The sequence below is a fragment of the Devosia naphthalenivorans genome (assembly GCF_003056355.1).
Classification (GTDB): Bacteria; Pseudomonadota; Alphaproteobacteria; order Rhizobiales; family Devosiaceae; genus Devosia; species Devosia naphthalenivorans.
In genome coordinates this window covers 153,396-170,980 of sequence record NZ_PYVW01000005.1, presented here as the reverse complement: position 1 = coordinate 170,980, position 17,585 = coordinate 153,396, and the positions used below count along the sequence as shown (strand labels likewise).

Here is a 17,585-nt window from a genome sequence, read left to right as displayed (position 1 = left end):
CCCGCCTAGCTATCACCCATGTGTTTGCTAAAGGAGCGGTGCTTATGAGCGTGATCGTTGAGGTGTTTGGAGCCCGGAGCGATAATTTTGGCTATCTGGTGCATGATGTCGCCACCGGCCGCACGGCTGCCATCGACGCGCCCGAAACTGCGGCCATCAAGGCAGCGTTGACCCGGCGCGGCTGGACGTTGACCGATATCTTCATCACCCACCATCATATCGACCACGTCGAAGCCATTCCCGAACTCAAGGCCGAGTATAGGGCCCGCGTCGTCGGCCCGCGCGGGGAAGCCGACAAGATCAACGACCTCGACGAGCTGGTAACCGGTGGCGATCAGGTGAAACTGGGCGAGACCGTCTTCGACGTCTACGACGCGCCGGGCCACACGCTGGGCCACATCGTCTTCCATGACGCAGCCAACAAGCACCTCTTCACCGCCGATGCGCTGTTCTCGCTCGGCGTCGGCCGCATGTTCGAGGGTACGCCCGGCCCGATGTGGGAAGGCGTAAAATTCCTGCGCACCCTGCCCGATGACACGCTGGTCTATTGCGGCCACGAATATACCGAGAGCAACGCCAAGTTCGCGCTTTCGGTCGATCCGGACAACGCCGCCCTGCAGAAGCGGGCCGCGGAAGTCACCGAACTGCGCGCTGCCGGCAAGCCGACCATCCCTTTCAATCTGGGTGGAGACAAAAAAGCCAACCCGTTCCTGCGTGCCGACGCACCGGAACTGGCCAAATTTTACGGCCTCGAAGGCGCCGATTCGGCAGAGGTGTTTGCCGCCATCCGCAAGGGCAAGGACAATTTCTAGGTCAAGCTTTTTTCGACCCGGCTTAACCTTTCCACAACTTGGGAGCCGATCAGGTTAACAAATCGTTAGCATCTGGCACGAGCTTTGCCCCTAATAGGGCAAAGGGCCGGATCAACTGTTTCATTTCGAGACAACCCGGCCCGCTTTGAGACAGGCGAGGCAAAGATGGCCGGAAACGGAACAGAACGGACGGGGCTGCCGATGGCGCTGGAAGTGTCCCGTCCACGTCCCTCGCTCAAGCGCAGTGAAGTCACCGCGTCGTTTGTCAGCCAGTTGCTGGCCGAACAGGGCAATTTGCCGCCACAACGCGCGCGGCGCCGCAACACGGCAGAGGGTGCTATCGGGGCCTATGCAAGTGGCGCCAAGATTGCTGTGAAGCGCATGCCGATGGGGTATCGGACGAGTATTGTGGCGTAGGCGGGCCTTCCAACTCGGTCGTCACCCTTGGGCTTGACCCAAGGGGGCTTCACTTGACCGGCCGAAGTAAAGTGCAGTGCCCTCGGGTCAAGCCCGAGGGTGACGATCCCTAGTGCGGAACCAGAGGTTCCCCTACTCGATCCGCACCAGCAAATCCTTGGCGTCGATCTGGTCGCCCGGCTTGATCAGCAGTTCCGCGACCACGCCCGTGACCTCGGCATGGATGGCCGTTTCCATCTTCATGGCTTCGATCGAACACAGCACGTCGCCGGCCGTGACCTGCTGGCCCTGTTTGACGGCAAGGCTGGAGATGACGCCCGGCATGGGTGCGCCGACCTGCTTGGGGTCACCCGCCACGGCCTTGGCGCGAACCTTGACCTCGCCGGCCTTGAGCCGGTCGGGTACGACGATGGTGCGCGGTTGCCCGTTGAGGTCGAAGAACACCCGCACTTCGCCCTTTTCGTTGGTTTCGGCGCGGCCGAGATAGTTGACGACCAGCGTCTTGCCCTTTTCGATATCGACCAGCAATTCCTGGCCTTCTTCGAGCCCATAGAAATAGACCGGCGTGGGCAGCACTTCGGTCGGGCCGTAGCGGTCCTGGGTCTTTTCGAAATCGGAATAGACTTTTGGATACATCAGGTAGGAGGCGAGGCGCAGGTCATCGATTTCGTGCCCGACTTCGTCGGCGATTTTCTTGCGCTCGGCTTCGAGGTCAACGTCTTTGAGATAGGACCCCGGCCGCTCGGTGAGCGGGGTCTTGCCCTTGAGCACTTTCTTTTGCAGCGCTTCCGGGAAGCCACCGGGCGGCTGGCCGAGATCGCCGGCAAAGAAGCCGACCACGGAATCGGGGAAGGCGATGTCGCGGTTGGGGTCTTCCACGTCAGCGCGCTTGAGGCCCGCCGAAACCATGGCCAGCGCCATGTCGCCCACTACCTTGGACGAGGGCGTCACTTTGACGATATCGCCAAACATCTGATTGACGTCGGCATAGGTCTGCGCGACCTCGTGCCAGCGGGTTTCGAGGCCGAGCGAGCGCGCCTGTTCCTTGAGATTGGTGAACTGCCCGCCGGGCATTTCGTGGAGATACACTTCCGAAGCGCCGCCCTTGAGATCGCTTTCGAAGGCGCGGTACTGGGTGCGCACCGCTTCCCAATAAAACGAGATCTGGCGGATCGCCGAAGCGTCCAGTTGGGGATCGCGCTCGCTGCCGGCAATCGCTGCCACGATGGAGCCCAGCGTCGGCTGCGATGTGGTGCCCGAGAGCGCATCCATCGCCGCATCCACCGCATCGACGCCCGCGTCGACCGCCGCCAACACCGTTGCCGCAGCCGCACCGGACGTATCATGGGTGTGCAAGTGGATCGGCAGGCTGGTTTCATTGCGCAATGTGGCAATCAGCTTCTTGGCCGCAGCGGGCTTGAGCAGCCCCGCCATGTCCTTGAGCCCCAGCACATGCACGCCGGCCTTCTCCAACTCCTGGGCCAGGCCGACATAATATTTGAGATCATACTTGGCCCGGTCCGGGTCGAGCATGTCTCCGGTATAGCAGATGACGCCTTCGGCCACCTTGCCGGCATCGAGCACCGCGTCGAGCGAGACGCGCATGTTCTCGACCCAGTTGAGGCAATCGAAAACGCGGAAAATGTCGACGCCGCCCTTGGCGGCCTGTTCCACGAAGAAGCGGACGACATTGTCGGGATAATTGGTGTAGCCGACGCCATTGGAGCCGCGCAGCAGCATCTGGGTCAGGATATTGGGTGCACCCTCGCGCACCTTGGCGAGGCGCTCCCACGGGTCTTCGTTGAGGAAGCGCATGGAGACGTCGAATGTCGCCCCGCCCCAGCATTCAAGGCTGAACAGGTTCGGCAGGCCACGGCTATAGGCCTGCGCAATGCGCGTGATGTCGAAGCTCCGCATGCGGGTCGCGAGCAGTGACTGGTGCGCGTCGCGCATGGTGGTGTCGGTGAACAGCACCCGGCTCTGCTTCTTCATCCATTTGGCAAGACCCGCCGGACCGTCACGGTCCAGGATCTGCCGGCTGCCTTCCACGGCATAGAGTTGTGGAAATTCCGGCAGCACCGGCGCTGCCGCTTCAGCTGGCGGACGCGGCCGGTCGCGCACTTCAGGATGGCCGTTGACGGTGACGTCGGCGATGTAGCTCAGGAGCTTGGTCGCGCGATCCTTGCGCGGCTTGAAGTTGAACAGCTCCGGGGTCGTATCGATGAAGCGCGTCGTATAGCGGTTCTCGACAAAATCGGGATGGGTGATGATGTTTTCGAGGAACGCCAGATTGGTCGAGACGCCGCGAATACGGAACTCGCGCAGCGCGCGGTGCATGCGGGCGATGGCTTCTTCGGCCGATGGCGCCCAGCAGGTGACTTTTTCAAGCAGCGGATCGTAGAAGCGGGTAATCACCGCGCCCGAATAGGCCGTGCCGCCATCGAGCCGCACACCGAAACCGGTGGCGCCGCGATAGGCGGTGATGCGGCCATAATCGGGGATGAAGTTCTGTTCGGGGTCTTCCGTCGTCACGCGGCACTGGATGGCATTGCCGTTGAGGCGTATGTTTTCCTGAAGTGGAACACCCGATTCCGGCGTGCCGATCACCGCGCCGTCAAGCAGGTGGATCTGCGCCTTGACGATGTCGATCCCCGTCACTTCCTCGGTGACGGTATGCTCCACCTGGATGCGCGGATTGACCTCGATGAAGTAGAACTTGTCGGTATCGGCATCCATCAGGAATTCGACGGTGCCGGCGCCACGGTAATTGGCGGCCTGGCCGAGCCGCACGGCGGCGTAGGTCAGCTCCTTCCGTACAGCGTCGCTGAGATAAGGCGCTGGCGCCCGCTCGACCACTTTCTGGTTGCGCCGCTGCACCGAGCAATCGCGCTCGAACAGATGCACCAGGTTGCCGTGATCGTCGCCGATCAACTGCACCTCGACGTGCCGGGCGCGCTCGACCAGCTTTTCGAGGTACATCTCGTCCTTGCCGAACGCCGCCTTGGCCTCGCGCTTGCCTTCAGACACTTCCGAGAGCAGGGATTTTTGATCCATGATGCGGCGCATGCCGCGCCCGCCGCCGCCCCAAGAGGCCTTGAGCATCAGCGGATAGCCGATCTCCGCGGCCATTTTCCTGATCTGCTCGGGATCGTCCGGCAGGGCGTCGGTCGCGGGCACCACCGGCACGTTGCTGGCAATCGCCATATTGCGGGCGGCGACCTTGTTGCCGAGGTCCCGCATGGTCTTGGCGCGGGGACCGATGAAGATGATGCCGGCGTCTTCGCAGGCGTCGACGAATTCTGGACTTTCCGACAGCAGGCCATAGCCGGGGTGGATCGCATCGGCGCCGGAAATCCGCGCGATGCGGATATATTCGTCGATCTGCAGATAGGCTTCCACGGGCCCCTTGCCCTGCCCGATCAGATAGGCCTCGTCGGCCTTGAACCGATGCAGCGCCAGCTTGTCCTCTTCGGCAAAGGCGGCGACGGTTTTCAGCCCCAGTTCATTGGCGGCACGAAAGACGCGAATGGCGATTTCGCTGCGGTTGGCGACGAGAATTTTCTTGATTGGCATCGATTTACGTCCGAGCAAGAGGGGATTGGGACCCCGCGGGGTCCGGCTCAGGTCAGGCAAAGCGATGGGGCGGTTGCCGCCCAACCGCCATGACGATCAAACCTAGTCGCGGTTCAGATGTCCCGCGAGGTGGCTCATGTCATAGCCGGCGCCGGCGGCCTGCGAGATGATCTCGCCTGCTTCCATTTCGCCGGCCTGGCTCAGCGCCCAAAGGGTCGTCGAGCGGGTTCCCGAACGGCAGAAGCAGAACACCGGGCCGTTGCTCCCCTCGAGCACGGCCTTGGTCCGTTCAACCATTTCGGGCGATACGCCTTCCCGCCCGAGCGGGATGGCATGGTAGTCGAGCCCGGCAGCCTTGGCTGCGGCCTCGATTTCGGCGCCTACCGGCTGGTCCGGCGATTCACCATCGGGTCGATTGTTGATGATGGCGACGAACCCGGCCTGCTTGAGCGCTGCGACGTCCTCGGGAGAAATCTGTCCCGCAACGCTGACGTGATCGTTGATCCGCTTCAAATCCAAGGCACACACTCCCGCTGCCGCAAGCCCGTTTTCCGGGCTCCTTATACGCACCCCATTATGGGCTGCGCAACTGCGACTGAAGGATAACTGTCGTCAAGCTGTCATGCGGCAGCCGCAGCCCTTTGCTCCGGCAGGGCGGCGGGGCGGCCGAGCAGAAAGCCCTGAAAGCCGGTGCATCCAGCTTCGCGCAGCAGCGCCAGTTGCTCCGGGGTCTCGATACCCTCGGCAATCACCTCGGCGGGGAGCGAGCGGGCGATATTGCAGATGGCGGTGACGATCATGCCGTCGACCCGGTTGGCCGAGATGTTGGAAATATAACTGCGGTCGATCTTGATGATGTCGAAGGCAAAGCCGCGCAGATATTGCAGGCTCGCGTGACCCGCCCCGAAATCGTCGATGGCCACCCTGACGCCCATGGCCCGCAAAGCGGCGAGGTTTTCCGTTTCAATCTGGCGCGCATAGAGCGGCACGGTTTCGGTGATCTCGACAATGATGCGGCGCGGGTCCGTCCCGGTTTCCCGCAACACGGCGGCAAAGCGCTGTGCGAAGTCGGCATGCCGCAATTGCGCGGGCGAGACGTTGAGGGCAACTGGCGTCGCGCCGAACGAGTGGAGGTCCATGCACACGCGCCGCAGCACCCAATCGCCAAGCTTGTCGATGAGGTCGCTCTCCTCGGCAATCGGAACGAAATGGCCGGGCGCAATCATCCCGCGCACCGGATGGCGCCAGCGCACCAGGGCCTCATGGGAGCGCACGGCCATGTGGGTGTCGAACACGGGCTGATAGTGCAGTTGCAACTCATCCATCAGCAGGGCCGCCCGCAATTCGCGCTCGACGAACCGGCGTTGGCGTTCATCGCCCAGCATGTCGGGATCAAAGCACACCACCGTGTGGCGGCCGGCTTTCTTGCCCTTGTAGAGCGCGAGGTCCGCCCGCGAGATCAACTCCACCGGATCGCTCGCATCCTGCGGCGACAGCGCCACTCCGATCGATGCGGAAAGCCGCACGGGGCGTCCGCCGATGGCGACCGGCCGGTCGAGGCGGCGGAGCAATTCTTCGCCCAGGCGGCGCAGGGCGGCCTTGTTGTCGTGCCCCGCAATGATGACCCCGAACTCGTCGCCACCCAGCCGGCCGATCGTGGCACCCGGCACCACCTGCTCGATGACCTGCGCCAGATGGACCAGCGCCGCATCGCCCGCGCCATGCCCCGCCGTGTCGTTCAGGATCTTGAGGTTGTCCATGTCGATCTGCATATAGCCAACCGGCCGGTCGGCGCCGTGAAAGACTTCGCTCGAGAGCACATCGATGAGATAGGCGCGGTTGAACACCCCCGTCAGCGCGTCGCGGTTGGCCCGCGCCCGCGCGTCGCGTGCTTCGCTAGCGATCAGCTTCAGCCGCTGCGACAGCCAGCGATGCCCATACAGCAGGATAGCCATCAGCAGGAACCCGACGAGCAGGGCTCCGCCGGGAAGCGCCGCCGCTATCCTGGGGCCCAGCAGATCGAAGAAGGCAAGCAGGCGAGCGGCCACGACGACGACCACCAGCACGGCCACCGCCAGCACGATCCTGCCATAGCCTTCAAGGATTGATTTGTAGTGAGACTTGCGACGCATGTTCGGTTTCGCTGCAGACAATTGGCGCCATTCTGGCAGAAAGCTCTGAACATGCGGTAAACGGAGAAAAAATATACAATCCTTTCAATTACATAGCAGATTGAAAGCGTCAGGGACGCTAGCGATCGTAGATGACAGTTAGGCGACAACGGGTCTGCGTCGTGCCAACAGGCTTAACAATGAATTGCTAGGGCACGCCCGTTCCCACCCATGCGCCCCAGACGTCCCGCTTCTCGGCGACGAACCGGTCGGCAACGCCTTCAACTGTCGCACCCGGCTCGTTCAATTGCGCCAGCAGCCGGTCCATCTCGGCCAGCGGCACGCTCGCCCGCTGGAAATAGGAGGCAATCAGCGGCGCTTCGGCAAACACCCATTCGCTCAGCGCCACCACCACCGGCTCGCTGGCAAAGGCCGATGGCCTGGGCGCCTCGCACACCAGCTGCGCCAGGCATTTGGCGGCTTCATCGTCATAGGCGCCCATGTCGAGGGGGCGGAAATCGAACTGCGCCAGGATCGCATTAGGCCGCCAATAATAGAACAGCACCGGCTCCTTGCGGCTGACGGCACCGGCGATCAGCGTATCCATCTCGAAGCGGTTGGCCGGCTCGACGATCTCCACCAGCTCCTCCAGCCCATGGGCCCGGATCAGATTGCGGTTGATCAGCGAACAGGCCCAATCGGCGGGGCACGAAATGAACTGCACCTTGCCCTGCGGCTGGATGGCCGGCAAAGCCGCCGCCAAACCTGCTGCCGTTGTCAGTTCCGGACGCGCCTCGGCAACGAAGCCGGGAATGAACCAGCCCTCCAGCTGCCCATCGGCAAAGCTGGGCGCGGCCTGGCGCACCTGCTGCGCCTCGACGCCAGCATTCCACACCTCGGCAATCCGCGTCGCCCACATTTCGGGCGCCACGGCCGGCTGGCCGGTGGAGCCCATGGACGATCCCGTGGCGGAAAGATCGCCGGGGATCACCCGCGCGTCGCAGCCGTATTCGGCCCGCAGAATCCGCGCGTGGATTTCTGCCAGAAGCTCCGCCGACGGCCAGCTCATGCGGGCGATGTTGATCGGCTGATTGCCGCATGGCGGGGGTGGCGCCGCGGGCTCCGCCGCAACCGCCGGCGCATCCTGCGCCTGGTCCAGCACGGTCAGTTGCGCCTGGGCGGGCGAGGTCATCAGCGCCAGCAGCATGCACGCCATCAAGGCCGTCGCTCGCCGTGCCGTCATCAACCGTTTCTCCCTGTGGCCATGCGCACTCTATGCGAAAACCACCCCCGTTAAGCAACAGCAAGAACGAGCCAATTCCCTCAATCAATTCAAGGTGACTCCCGGTGCGCAAATGTGCAACAGTCGCGCCAGCGGGGCGCGGGTTGCGCCCCCTTTATCGCCTCGTTCTCGTTGGCAAGACCGGCCCAGGCAAGGGCTGCCCCACGGGAAACGAGCTCAAAGAGGGATGAACATGCTCAAACTGAACAAGACCCTGACCCTGGCCGTCGCCGCCACGACCCTGCTGGTCGCTGCGCCCGCCATGGCCCAGGAAGTCAAGCTCGGCTTCCTGGCCGACGTGACCGGCCCCATCGCAGGCTTCGCGCCCGGCATGGTTGAAGCCGGCAATCTGGCGATCACCAACATCAACGAGCAGGGTGGCGTGCTCGACGGCCAGAACCTGGCGTCAGTGGTTGCGGACAGCGCCTGCGACGGCGGCACCGCCGGCCCCGCTGCCGACCGCCTGGTCAATGCCGAGCAGGTCGTCGCGATCTTCGGCGGCTATTGCTCCGGCTCAACCATTGCCGGCGCCAATGGCTCGGCCATCCCCGGCAATGTCGTGATGGTCTCCCCAGCCTCCACCGCTCCGGCCGTGGCTGAACTCGAAGACAATGACCTGGTGTTCCGCGATGTGGTTCCAGACTCCATCCAAGGCGTCAAAGCGGCCGAACTGCTGCTGGCCCAGGACATCACCGAAGTTGGCCTCACCTATGTGAACAATGACTATGGTTCGGGCCTTGCAGGCGCCTTCGAGGAAGCCTTTACCGCTGGCGGCGGCACCGTTCTGGCCAACGTCGCGCACGAAGACGGCAAGGCCGACTACCGCCCCGAAATCGGCCAGATGGAAGCTGCCGGCGCCACCACGCTGGTGATCTACGGTTATGAGAACGCCGGCGGCGGCACCATCCTGAACCAGGCTGTGGAAGCAGGCTCGTTCGACCTGTTCGTCGGCGGCGACGGCATGGCCGGCGATGCGCTCGTCGCCAACCGCGACGCGTCGAGCCTCGAAGGCATGATCCTGACCCAGGCGGCTCCCGCTGAAGGCCCCGCATTCGACGCCCTGGTCGCCCTGACCGAGGCTGCTGGACAGGACCCCAACGGCACTTACGTCACCAACTCCTATGATGCCGTGTTCCTGCTGGGCCTCGCCATCGAAAAGTCCGGCTCGGCCGACCGTGAAGGCATTTCGGCTGCTCTGCGTGAAGTTGCCAACGCCCCCGGCGAAACTATCCTGCCAGGCGAATGGAGCAAGGCCAAGGAACTGATCGCTGCCGGCACCGACATCAACTATGAAGGCGCTTCGGGCACCGTCGAATTCGACGACAACGGCGACGTTGCCGGCGCCATCAACTACTACGTCATCGAAGGCGGCGAAGTGGTGAATAAGGGCCTGATCGAATAGTTTCGGCTCATTCGGCATATCCTTTTGCGGCCCGGGAGCGATCCCGGGCCGTTTTCATTTAAAGCTTCACCAGACGCTCCGGTTCCAAAGCGAAGGTCCAGTCGATGCGCATCACCAGCCCGGCCGATATTCCCGATCTGAGCGGCAAGACCGCCCTCGTCACCGGCGCCACCGGCGGCATCGGGCTTGAAACGGCGCGCATGCTTGCTGGGGCCGGCGCGCATGTGATCCTGGCCGGCCGCAGCGCCGAAAAGGGCGCCGCAGCCCTGCGCGAGATCGCCGCCAGCAAGATCAGGGGCCGCATCGAGTTCGAGCGCTTCGATCTGGCGGATCTCGCCGATGTTGCCGCCGCTGCCGCCCGCATCGACGCCATGCACGCCCAGATCGATATCCTGGTCAATAATGCCGGCGTCATGATGCCACCCGAGCGCCAGACCACCGCCGACGGGTTCGAACTGCAATTGGGCACCAATCACCTCGCCCATTTCGCCCTCACGGGGCGCTTGCTGCCCCGGCTCCGGGCTGGCGAGGCGCGGGTGGTGATGGTATCGAGTAACGCCGCGCGCTCGGGCCGCATGGCATTCGAGAACCTGCAATCGGAACGCAATTATTCGCCCTGGCGCGCCTATGGACAATCCAAGCTGGCGAACCTTTTGTTCATGCGCGCCCTGCAGCAGGCAAGCGATGCAGACGGGTGGGGCCTGTGTGTCGTCGCCAGCCACCCCGGCCTTTCGGCTACGAGCCTGATATCATCGGGCATGGGCACCGGCCTCGTCCCGCGGCTGGGCAATATGTTCAACAGGCTCGTCGCCCAATCCCCCGCCGATGGCGCCCTCCCCACCGTCGCCGCCGCCACCGATCCAGACTTGGCCCCGCTGTCCTTCGTGGGTCCCGCGGGCGTCGGCGGCTGGCGCGGCAAGCCCAAACTGGTGAAATTGCCCGCGGCCGCAGAGGACGATGTGGCGGCGAGAAGGCTTTGGGAGGTGTCGGAGAATCTTACGGGTGTGCGGTTTGGGGATTGAGGGCGGCTGAAGGGGCGCTGCTCATCTCCTGTCAGTTCAATCCACCGTGTCATTCCCGCGAAAGCGGGAACCTCTGTTTTCCTTGCAACCATCGCCAACGGAGGTTCCCGCTTTCGCGGGAATGACGCGGTGATTATTGGGAAGCCAGTAAGGGAGGGACAGGAACGCTCTCCTTGGAGGGAGGGGCCGGAGCTGGGGCACGATTGGCCCCGGCACTTCCTCCAAAACCCTCCGCACCCACAGTGTCATCCCGGCCTTGAGCCGGGATCCATCTTGAGATTTCAGGATGGGGCGGGAGGGAAGGCTGGGGGTCCCATATCTGGGCTAATCATCCCCCACCCTTGATCCCTCCCCGCAAGGGGGAGGGTGTCGACTGGGAGCTTTGCGGTTCGTTGGGGTCAGAACTACTCAGCGTTTGTGGAAATCCGGAAACGCCAAAAGGCCTCATGGTGAGCCTGTCGAACCACAAGGTCGAGCGAGTGGAGGTTGCGGTGCCACGACCTCGTCCTTCGACGGGCTCAGGATGAGGTCTACTCGATGGGCAGGACCGTCCGGCCCATCCCTTACCCCTCGCGCCGCACCACTTCGGGGATCAGCCCCTTGGGCGCATAGCGCAGGGCGATGGTGATCACGACGCCGAGTACGAACACGCGCATCTGGAGCGAGCGGGATTCGATTTCGGGGATGGCGCCCCAGCCGAGGCTATCGGTGACGCTGGAGAGATTGAGGAAGATCAGCTGTGCCAGCGGATCGGAAATGATCCAGACGATGTAGATCAGGAACGAGCCCAGCACGACGCCCCAATTATTGCCGGCGCCGCCGACGATCACCATCACCCAGATCATGAAGGTGTGGTTGATCGGCTGGTAGCCGGAGGGGTCGAAAATCTGGGTGAAGGTGGCGAGGATTGCCCCGCCAATGCCCATCAGTACCGAGCCGAAGATGAAGAGTTCCAGCTGGCGCCCGGTCACGTCCTTGCCCATCGAGGAGGCCGCGATGTGATTGTCGCGGATGGCGCGCATCATGCGGCCCCAAGGTCCGCCATAGGCGCGTTCCACGATGATGAAGGCGCCAACCAGGATGATTACTGCCAGCACCAGGAACCACACACGCGCCAAAACGAAGCTTTCGGGGATCGAGCTTCCCATGGCCTGCAGCTGCTGCGGCAGTGGCGTGGGCCAGGGCATGGGCGAGACGGTCATGGTGCCGCGCGTCAGCCAGTCCATGTTCTTGATCAGCGCACGCAGGATTTCCGAGATGCCGATGGTGGCGATGGCGAGATAGTCGGTGCGCAGGCCCAGGCTGATCTTGCCGATGAAAAAGGCGATGAAGGCCGACACCAGCCCGCCAAAGGCCCAGCCCAGCACCGGATGCAGGCCCAGCCCGCCGACGAAACCGGCAGTGGATTCGATATAGGCCGCGGCCGGATCGATCTGGCTGCGATAGATGAGGTAGCCGGCAAACCAGGCCAGTACCACCAGCGTGGTCTTCCAGGCGCCGCGAAGGCCGATGCGGTGGCTCTGGCGCGCCAGCAGGACCAGCACCAGCCCAGCGAGGAACGCCAGCAGCGCGCGGCCCAGCATCATGGGGCCATCGCTGTTCCAGAACTCCGGATTGACCGGATAGGACAGGAACACCGTCGAGGCGCCGCCCACCATCAGGAAGCCCATGATGGCGAAGTTGAACAGGCCCCCATAGCCCCACTGGATATTGAGCCCCAGGGCGATCAGCGCAAAAGCGGTTGCCTGCACCAGGATCAGCAGCATGGAGGCGGTGCCCTGCGTGACACCCACCACGACCACGATGAGGAACATGGCGGCAAACAGCATCAGGCCGCGCCGCAACGGGCTGTCCCAACCCTTGGAAGTCGTTGCCGCCGCACTCATGTCGACGCTCCCTTGAAGATACCGGTCGGGCGGACCAGCAGGGTGATCACCAGAATGACGAAGGCGACGGTGAGCTTATATTCCGTCGGCACCAGCGCCAGATTGGCCGGCAACGCCATGCCTTCGGGCAAGAGCCCATTGATCGGGCGCAGCACGGCGGTCCAGTTGAACACCGCCATGGTTTCGGCAAAGGCGATCAGGAAACCGCCCACGATGGCGCCATAGGCATGGCCCAGCCCACCGACAATGGCGGCCGCGAAAATCGGCAGGACAATGTTGAACGCCAAATCCGGCATCAGCGCCACGTCGAGCGCCAGCATGGTACCGGCCACGCAGGCGAGCGCACCCGCGATCACCCATGTGACCCGCACCACCAGCGCCGTGTTGATACCCGAAACCTGCGCCAGCGCGGCGTTGTCGGCCATGGCGCGCATGGCCTTGCCCAGCCGCGAGCGGGTCAAAAACAGATGCAAGGCGACCACGATCAGGGCGGTCACGATGAACATGATGACCTGAGGCTCGGTAATGGAGATCGGGCGGGAACCGCCTGCCCAGCTCATGTCGATGCGGAAAATGTCCTTGGATTCGGTATCGAAGAACGTGCGCGTTCCCGAACCGAAGATCAGCCGCGTCAGGCCCTGGATCATCAGCGTGACGCCGATGGAGGCGATCAGCAGGGTCACGGGTTTGGCCCCGCGCTGGCGCAGAGGCGCATAAAAGCCCTTGTCCAGCCCCAGCGCCAGAACGGCGGTGATGATCATCGCCAGCGGCAGCACCACGAACCCAGCCGGCAGGGGCGTGACGATGCCCATGGCGGTCATCGCCGCGGCCAGCACGAAGGCGACGAAAGCGCCCATGGTCATCATGTCGCCATGCGCGAAATGGGCAAAGCGCAGGATGCCGAAGATCAGCGTGACGCCGACCGCACCCAGGGCGTAGATCGAGCCCAGCACGGTGCCTGAGATCAGCACGCGATTGATGAAGAATATGAGTTCGTCCATTTCCTAGCCCCCGAGGAAACTTTTAGCGACTTCGGGATCGGCGATCAGTTCTGGACCGGTGCCGGTGAAGCGGTTCTGGCCCTGCGCCAGCACAAAACCCTTGGATGCAAAGGCCAGCGCCTGGCGGGCGTTCTGTTCCACCATCAGGATGCCGACGCCTTCCTTGTTGACGCGCACGATGGTCTCGAAAATCTCGATCACATAGCGCGGCGACAGGCCCGCCGAGGGCTCGTCCAACATCAGCAGTTTCGGCTTGCTCATCAGCGCCCGGCCCATGGCCACCATCTGGCGCTGGCCGCCCGAAAGCTCGCCGGCCGGCTGGCGACGCTTTTCGGCCAGCACCGGAAACATGGAATAGACCCAGTCCATGGTTGGGCGGAAATCGTCGGTGCGGGTAAAGGCACCCATTTCGAGGTTTTCCTCGACGGTCATCGAGGTAAAGACGTTCTTTTCCTGCGGCACGAAAGAGAGGCCCTTGGGCACGAGCTTGTCGGGCAGGGAATTGGCGATGTTCTCGCCGCCGAATTCAATGGTGCCGCCGGTGACCCGGAGCAGCCCGAAAATGGCTTTCAGCGTGGTCGACTTGCCGGCGCCATTGGGGCCGACGATGACGCCGATGTCGCTGGCTTCGATAGCCATGTCGACGCCATTCAGGATCGGTGCGCCGCCATAGCCGCCCACCACGTGCTTCAGTTCGATCAATGGCATTACGCTACCTCGACTGGCGTGCCGAAATAGGCTTCGACGATGGCGGGGTTGGCGCGGATTTCGGCCATGGGGCCCTCGGCGATCTTTTCGCCCTGCGCCATAACGATCACCGGATCGCAGAGGCGCGCGATCAAATCCATGTCGTGTTCGATCACGAAGAAGGTATAGCCAAGCTCGGTGTTCATCCGCTCGATATTGCTGGCGAGGTCATTGAGCAGGGTCTTGTTGACGCCCGCCGCCACTTCGTCGAGCAGCACCACCTTGGCATCCACCATCATGGTGCGGCCAAGCTCGAGCAGCTTCTTCTGGCCACCGCTGAGATTGCCGGCCAGCTCGTTGCGGACATGGCCAAGCTTGAGGAAATCGATGACGTCGAGGGCCTTCTTGCGCACTTCGGTTTCGCGCGAGCGGGCAAGGCCGGGGCGGAACCAGGCATTGACCAGATGCTCGCCGGGCTGGTCGCCCGGAACCATCATCAGGTTTTCCAGTGCCGTCATATTGGAGAATTCATGCGCGATCTGGAAGGTGCGCAGCATGCCGGTGCGGAACAGCTGGTGCGGCTTGAGGCCGGTCACATCCTCGCCGTCGAAGATCACCGAGCCGGTATCGGGCACGATATTGCCGGCGACCATGTTGAACAGCGTCGACTTGCCGGCCCCGTTCGGACCGATCAACCCGGTCACCGAGCCGCGCCGGACCGAGAGCGAGCAATTGTTCACGGCGGTCAATCCGCCAAAGCGTTTACTGACGTTGCGAACGTCGATAACCAGATCAGAGGGCAATCAACCCGTCCCGTTTCCTAATGCGTTCATGCCCCGTTCATAATCAGGGCTATTTTGCGGCATCTGCTCACAAGGCAGGCACACGGTCAACCTTGACCAGCCGGTCAAATATAGGCGAGCACGGCATCTGCCGTAGATTTGTTGTTGGCGCAAGGGACATCGTAAAGCGTCGCCAGCCGCGTCAGGGCCTTGATGTCCACGTCATGGGGCTGGGCTGAAAGCGGATCGATAAAGAAGATCAGCACGTCCAGCCGCCCCTCGGCGATCATCGCGCCCAGCTGCTGATCCCCGCCCAAAGGCCCGCTTTTCAGCAGCGTCACCGGCAATCCCGTAGCCGCAATGATACGCCCGCCAGTGGTTCCGGTGCCCCAGAGTTCGTGTTCGGAAAGCTTGGCCCTGTGCTGCACCGCCCAGGCGCAGAGGTCGTCCTTCTTGTCGTCATGGGCAACCAGACCGATCCGCGCCATTGCTGTCTCCTTAGGGATTACGTGCCGCCTTCAAGCACGTCTTGAAGGATTGGAGCAATGGCGCTGCGGGCTAGAATTCGTTCCAATCCGCCGCAATGGCCGCATTGCCTTCCGACCGATAGGTCCGGGCGGCGGGCCTGGCCCTTGCGGTTTGAGAAGTCGGCCGGGCCGGTTCCTCGGAGGTGGTGAACACCGCCACGACCTGGTCCAGCTGGCTGGCCTGCGCCTCGGTCTGCTCAATGGCGGCATTGGTTTGCTCGACCAGCGCCGCATTGTGCTGGGTCATCTCGTCCAGCGTCCGCACGGCGACGAAGACCTCGTCGATGGCTGAGGCCTGCTCGCGGCTGGCGCGGGCAATGGCCTGCATCAGGCTGGCGTTCTCGTTGACGGCGCCCAGCATGGCAGCGAGTTGATCGGCTGCATCGGACACAAGGCGCGAACCACCCCTTACTTCTGTGGCGCTCTGCTCGACCAGCGCCTTGACGTCGGACGAGGCGCTCGCGGCTGATTGAGCGAGGCGCCGCACTTCCACGGCCACCACCGCGAAGCCCTTGCCGGCGTCGCCGGCACGCGCTGCTTCCACCGAAGCATTGAGAGCCAGCAGATTGGTCTGGAAGGCGATATCGTCGATCATGCCGATGATGTTGGAGATCTTGGCCGAGCTTGAGGTGATGCGCTCCATCGCCTCGTTGGCATGGGTCATGGTCGTCCCGCTTTGCGCCGCGCTCTGCGCAACGCTCTGGGCTTTGCCGTCGGCATCTTCGGCCATACGGGCATTGTCGGAGACGGTCGCCGCCAATTGCTCCATTGCCGCCGAAGTCTCCTCGATCGTTGCGGCCTGCTTGGTCGTGCGCTCGCTGAGATCGTTCATGCCGCTGAGGATTTCGCCGGTCGCCTGCTTCAGCGAGCCGGAAATCTGCTGCGCGCTCACCACCACCGAAGTGAGCTTTTCGCTGACCGCATTGGTATCTGCCTGGAGCCGGGCGAATGCACCCTGGTAGTCGCCGTGCATGCGCTTTGTGAGGTCCGTGTCGGCCAGGGCACCGAGTACCATGCCGGTTTCACCGATGCCGCGATCGACGGTTTCCATCAAATTGTTGACGCTCTGGGCGAGTGCGTTGAGCTCCGGATCGGGGAATTCGGCATGCACGCGCCGCGAAAAATCCCCCGCGACTGCGGCATCCACCACTTCGCCGAATGCAGCGCGGAGCGTCCCCATCATGTCGCTGCGCTCAACGCGCCGGCGCTGGGAAGCCGCGCGTTCGTCTTCAGTCATCTGGCTGACCTTGAGGCCATTTTCGCGGAACACTTCCACCGCACGCGCCATCTCGCCGACTTCATTGCCACGGCCGGTGAACGGCACGTCGGCTTCGTAATCTCCTTCGGCCACCACTTTCATGGTTCGTGCGAGGCGCGGCACGGATGACATCATCACGCGTGACAGAATGTAGCCGGCAACACCAAGCACGCCCAAGGTCACGAGGCCGACGACGGCCAGGAGCGTGAGCGCTTCATTCACGACGCCTTCGATCTGGGCCTTGTCGATGCCCACATAGAGTACCCCGACAGGCTGGTCGGTTTGATCGAAGATCGGCTGATAAGCGGCGTAGTAAGCCTTGCCGGCGATATCTGCCTCACCCCAATAGGCCTGGCCTTCGATGACCGCGCTATAGGCAGGGCCGTCACGGTCCAGCGGCGTACCCACGAGGCGCTGGCCATCCTCACCCAGGATCGTGGTGGTCATGCGCACGAAGTCCTGGCTCGCTTCATCGAGGCCGAAAATGGTGGCCGACTGGCCGGTGACCCGGGCAACAGAATCCATCATGTCATGGTTGATGAACTGCCGCGGCATGGCCCAGGTCCGGATGCTGGCGATATCGCCGGTATCCGTCCATTGCACTTCGGCGCCGGGCAGGCTGGACTGCACGATGGTCGCTGCGGTCTTGAGGTTGGTGACCTGCTGGTTCAGCGCCGTCTCGCGGGTCGCGGCGCTGAGATTGAGATAGATCGCGACGGTCACTACGCCCACCGAAACGATGACGGCGGAAATGACCAGCCCGGCGATCATGGTGGTGAGCTTGATATTGCCCAGCCGGTTTCCAGTACGCTTCAACATGCCGCT

Annotated in this window: 14 protein-coding genes; 4 read left to right on the top strand and 10 right to left on the bottom strand. The window is 63.2% G+C overall.

The genetic code is table 11. The features are described 5' to 3' along the window. Positions 1–44 precede the first annotated feature (44 nt). Complete coding sequence (gene gloB, locus C8264_RS09600; protein ID WP_108460764.1) at positions 45–812, top strand: hydroxyacylglutathione hydrolase; 768 nt, start codon at positions 45–47, stop codon at positions 810–812. Positions 813–977: 165 nt separating this feature from the next. After that, positions 978–1,229 (top strand): hypothetical protein, encoded by a 252-nt coding sequence (locus C8264_RS09595; protein ID WP_162783546.1) that lies wholly within the window; start codon positions 978–980, stop codon positions 1,227–1,229. A gap of 132 nt (positions 1,230–1,361) precedes the next feature. Here the strand turns inward: C8264_RS09595 and pyc are convergent, their stop codons facing one another. From pyc to C8264_RS09575, 4 genes are all read right to left on the bottom strand, one after another. Next, positions 1,362–4,802: a pyruvate carboxylase gene (gene pyc / locus C8264_RS09590; RefSeq protein ID WP_108460762.1), complete on the bottom strand. Its 3,441-nt coding sequence runs from the start codon at positions 4,800–4,802 to the stop codon at positions 1,362–1,364. A gap of 102 nt (positions 4,803–4,904) precedes the next feature. After that, positions 4,905–5,321: a protein tyrosine phosphatase family protein gene (locus tag C8264_RS09585; RefSeq protein WP_108460761.1), complete on the bottom strand. Its 417-nt coding sequence runs from the start codon at positions 5,319–5,321 to the stop codon at positions 4,905–4,907. A gap of 101 nt (positions 5,322–5,422) precedes the next feature. Further along, a complete protein-coding gene (locus C8264_RS09580; RefSeq protein ID WP_108460760.1) occupies positions 5,423–6,934 on the bottom strand; it encodes a putative bifunctional diguanylate cyclase/phosphodiesterase in 1,512 nt (503 codons plus the stop codon). A 187-nt stretch (positions 6,935–7,121) separates the two neighbouring features. Then, positions 7,122–8,156, bottom strand: a complete 1,035-nt coding sequence (locus C8264_RS09575) for a glycine betaine ABC transporter substrate-binding protein (protein ID WP_108460759.1) — start codon at positions 8,154–8,156, stop codon at positions 7,122–7,124. 232 nt (positions 8,157–8,388) lie between these two features. On the opposite strand from C8264_RS09575, the gene C8264_RS09570 reads away from it, so the two are divergent. After that, positions 8,389–9,597, top strand: coding sequence for an ABC transporter substrate-binding protein (locus C8264_RS09570; protein ID WP_108460801.1), 1,209 nt, complete (start codon positions 8,389–8,391; stop codon positions 9,595–9,597). 104 nt (positions 9,598–9,701) lie between these two features. Beyond that, entirely contained in the window at positions 9,702–10,619 is a 918-nt protein-coding gene (locus C8264_RS09565) for an oxidoreductase (protein ID WP_108460758.1), read from the top strand. Positions 10,620–11,182: 563 nt separating this feature from the next. On the opposite strand, the gene C8264_RS09560 is transcribed toward C8264_RS09565, so the two are convergent. The 6 genes from C8264_RS09560 to C8264_RS09535 form a co-directional block, all read right to left on the bottom strand. Beyond that, complete coding sequence (locus tag C8264_RS09560; RefSeq protein ID WP_108460757.1) at positions 11,183–12,505, bottom strand: branched-chain amino acid ABC transporter permease; 1,323 nt, start codon at positions 12,503–12,505, stop codon at positions 11,183–11,185. Further along, positions 12,502–13,506 (bottom strand): branched-chain amino acid ABC transporter permease, encoded by a 1,005-nt coding sequence (locus C8264_RS09555; RefSeq protein WP_108460756.1) that lies wholly within the window; start codon positions 13,504–13,506, stop codon positions 12,502–12,504. The genes C8264_RS09560 and C8264_RS09555 overlap by 4 nt, the downstream gene beginning before the upstream one ends. Positions 13,507–13,509: 3 nt before the next feature. Beyond that, positions 13,510–14,214: an ABC transporter ATP-binding protein gene (locus C8264_RS09550; protein WP_108460755.1), complete on the bottom strand. Its 705-nt coding sequence runs from the start codon at positions 14,212–14,214 to the stop codon at positions 13,510–13,512. Beyond that, positions 14,214–14,996, bottom strand: coding sequence for an ABC transporter ATP-binding protein (locus tag C8264_RS09545; protein ID WP_108460754.1), 783 nt, complete (start codon positions 14,994–14,996; stop codon positions 14,214–14,216). The genes C8264_RS09550 and C8264_RS09545 overlap by 1 nt, the downstream gene beginning before the upstream one ends. A 104-nt stretch (positions 14,997–15,100) precedes the next feature. Next, complete coding sequence (locus C8264_RS09540; protein ID WP_108460753.1) at positions 15,101–15,463, bottom strand: methylglyoxal synthase; 363 nt, start codon at positions 15,461–15,463, stop codon at positions 15,101–15,103. Between the two features lie 70 nt (positions 15,464–15,533). After that, positions 15,534–17,579, bottom strand: coding sequence for a methyl-accepting chemotaxis protein (locus tag C8264_RS09535; protein WP_205245652.1), 2,046 nt, complete (start codon positions 17,577–17,579; stop codon positions 15,534–15,536). Between the last annotated feature and the right edge of the window lie 6 nt (positions 17,580–17,585).

Coding starts and splice junctions, on each gene's coding strand:
- C8264_RS09595 (WP_162783546.1), top strand. CDS start 978: ATGGCCGGAAACGGAACAGAACGGACGGGGCTGCCGATGGCGCTGGAA.
- C8264_RS09540 (WP_108460753.1), bottom strand. CDS start 15,463: ATGGCGCGGATCGGTCTGGTTGCCCATGACGACAAGAAGGACGACCTC.
- gloB (WP_108460764.1), top strand. CDS start 45: ATGAGCGTGATCGTTGAGGTGTTTGGAGCCCGGAGCGATAATTTTGGC.
- C8264_RS09555 (WP_108460756.1), bottom strand. CDS start 13,506: ATGGACGAACTCATATTCTTCATCAATCGCGTGCTGATCTCAGGCACC.
- C8264_RS09575 (WP_108460759.1), bottom strand. CDS start 8,156: ATGACGGCACGGCGAGCGACGGCCTTGATGGCGTGCATGCTGCTGGCG.
- C8264_RS09565 (WP_108460758.1), top strand. CDS start 9,702: ATGCGCATCACCAGCCCGGCCGATATTCCCGATCTGAGCGGCAAGACC.
- C8264_RS09560 (WP_108460757.1), bottom strand. CDS start 12,505: ATGAGTGCGGCGGCAACGACTTCCAAGGGTTGGGACAGCCCGTTGCGG.
- C8264_RS09550 (WP_108460755.1), bottom strand. CDS start 14,214: ATGCCATTGATCGAACTGAAGCACGTGGTGGGCGGCTATGGCGGCGCA.
- C8264_RS09570 (WP_108460801.1), top strand. CDS start 8,389: ATGCTCAAACTGAACAAGACCCTGACCCTGGCCGTCGCCGCCACGACC.
- pyc (WP_108460762.1), bottom strand. CDS start 4,802: ATGCCAATCAAGAAAATTCTCGTCGCCAACCGCAGCGAAATCGCCATT.
- C8264_RS09580 (WP_108460760.1), bottom strand. CDS start 6,934: ATGCGTCGCAAGTCTCACTACAAATCAATCCTTGAAGGCTATGGCAGG.
- C8264_RS09535 (WP_205245652.1), bottom strand. CDS start 17,579: ATGTTGAAGCGTACTGGAAACCGGCTGGGCAATATCAAGCTCACCACC.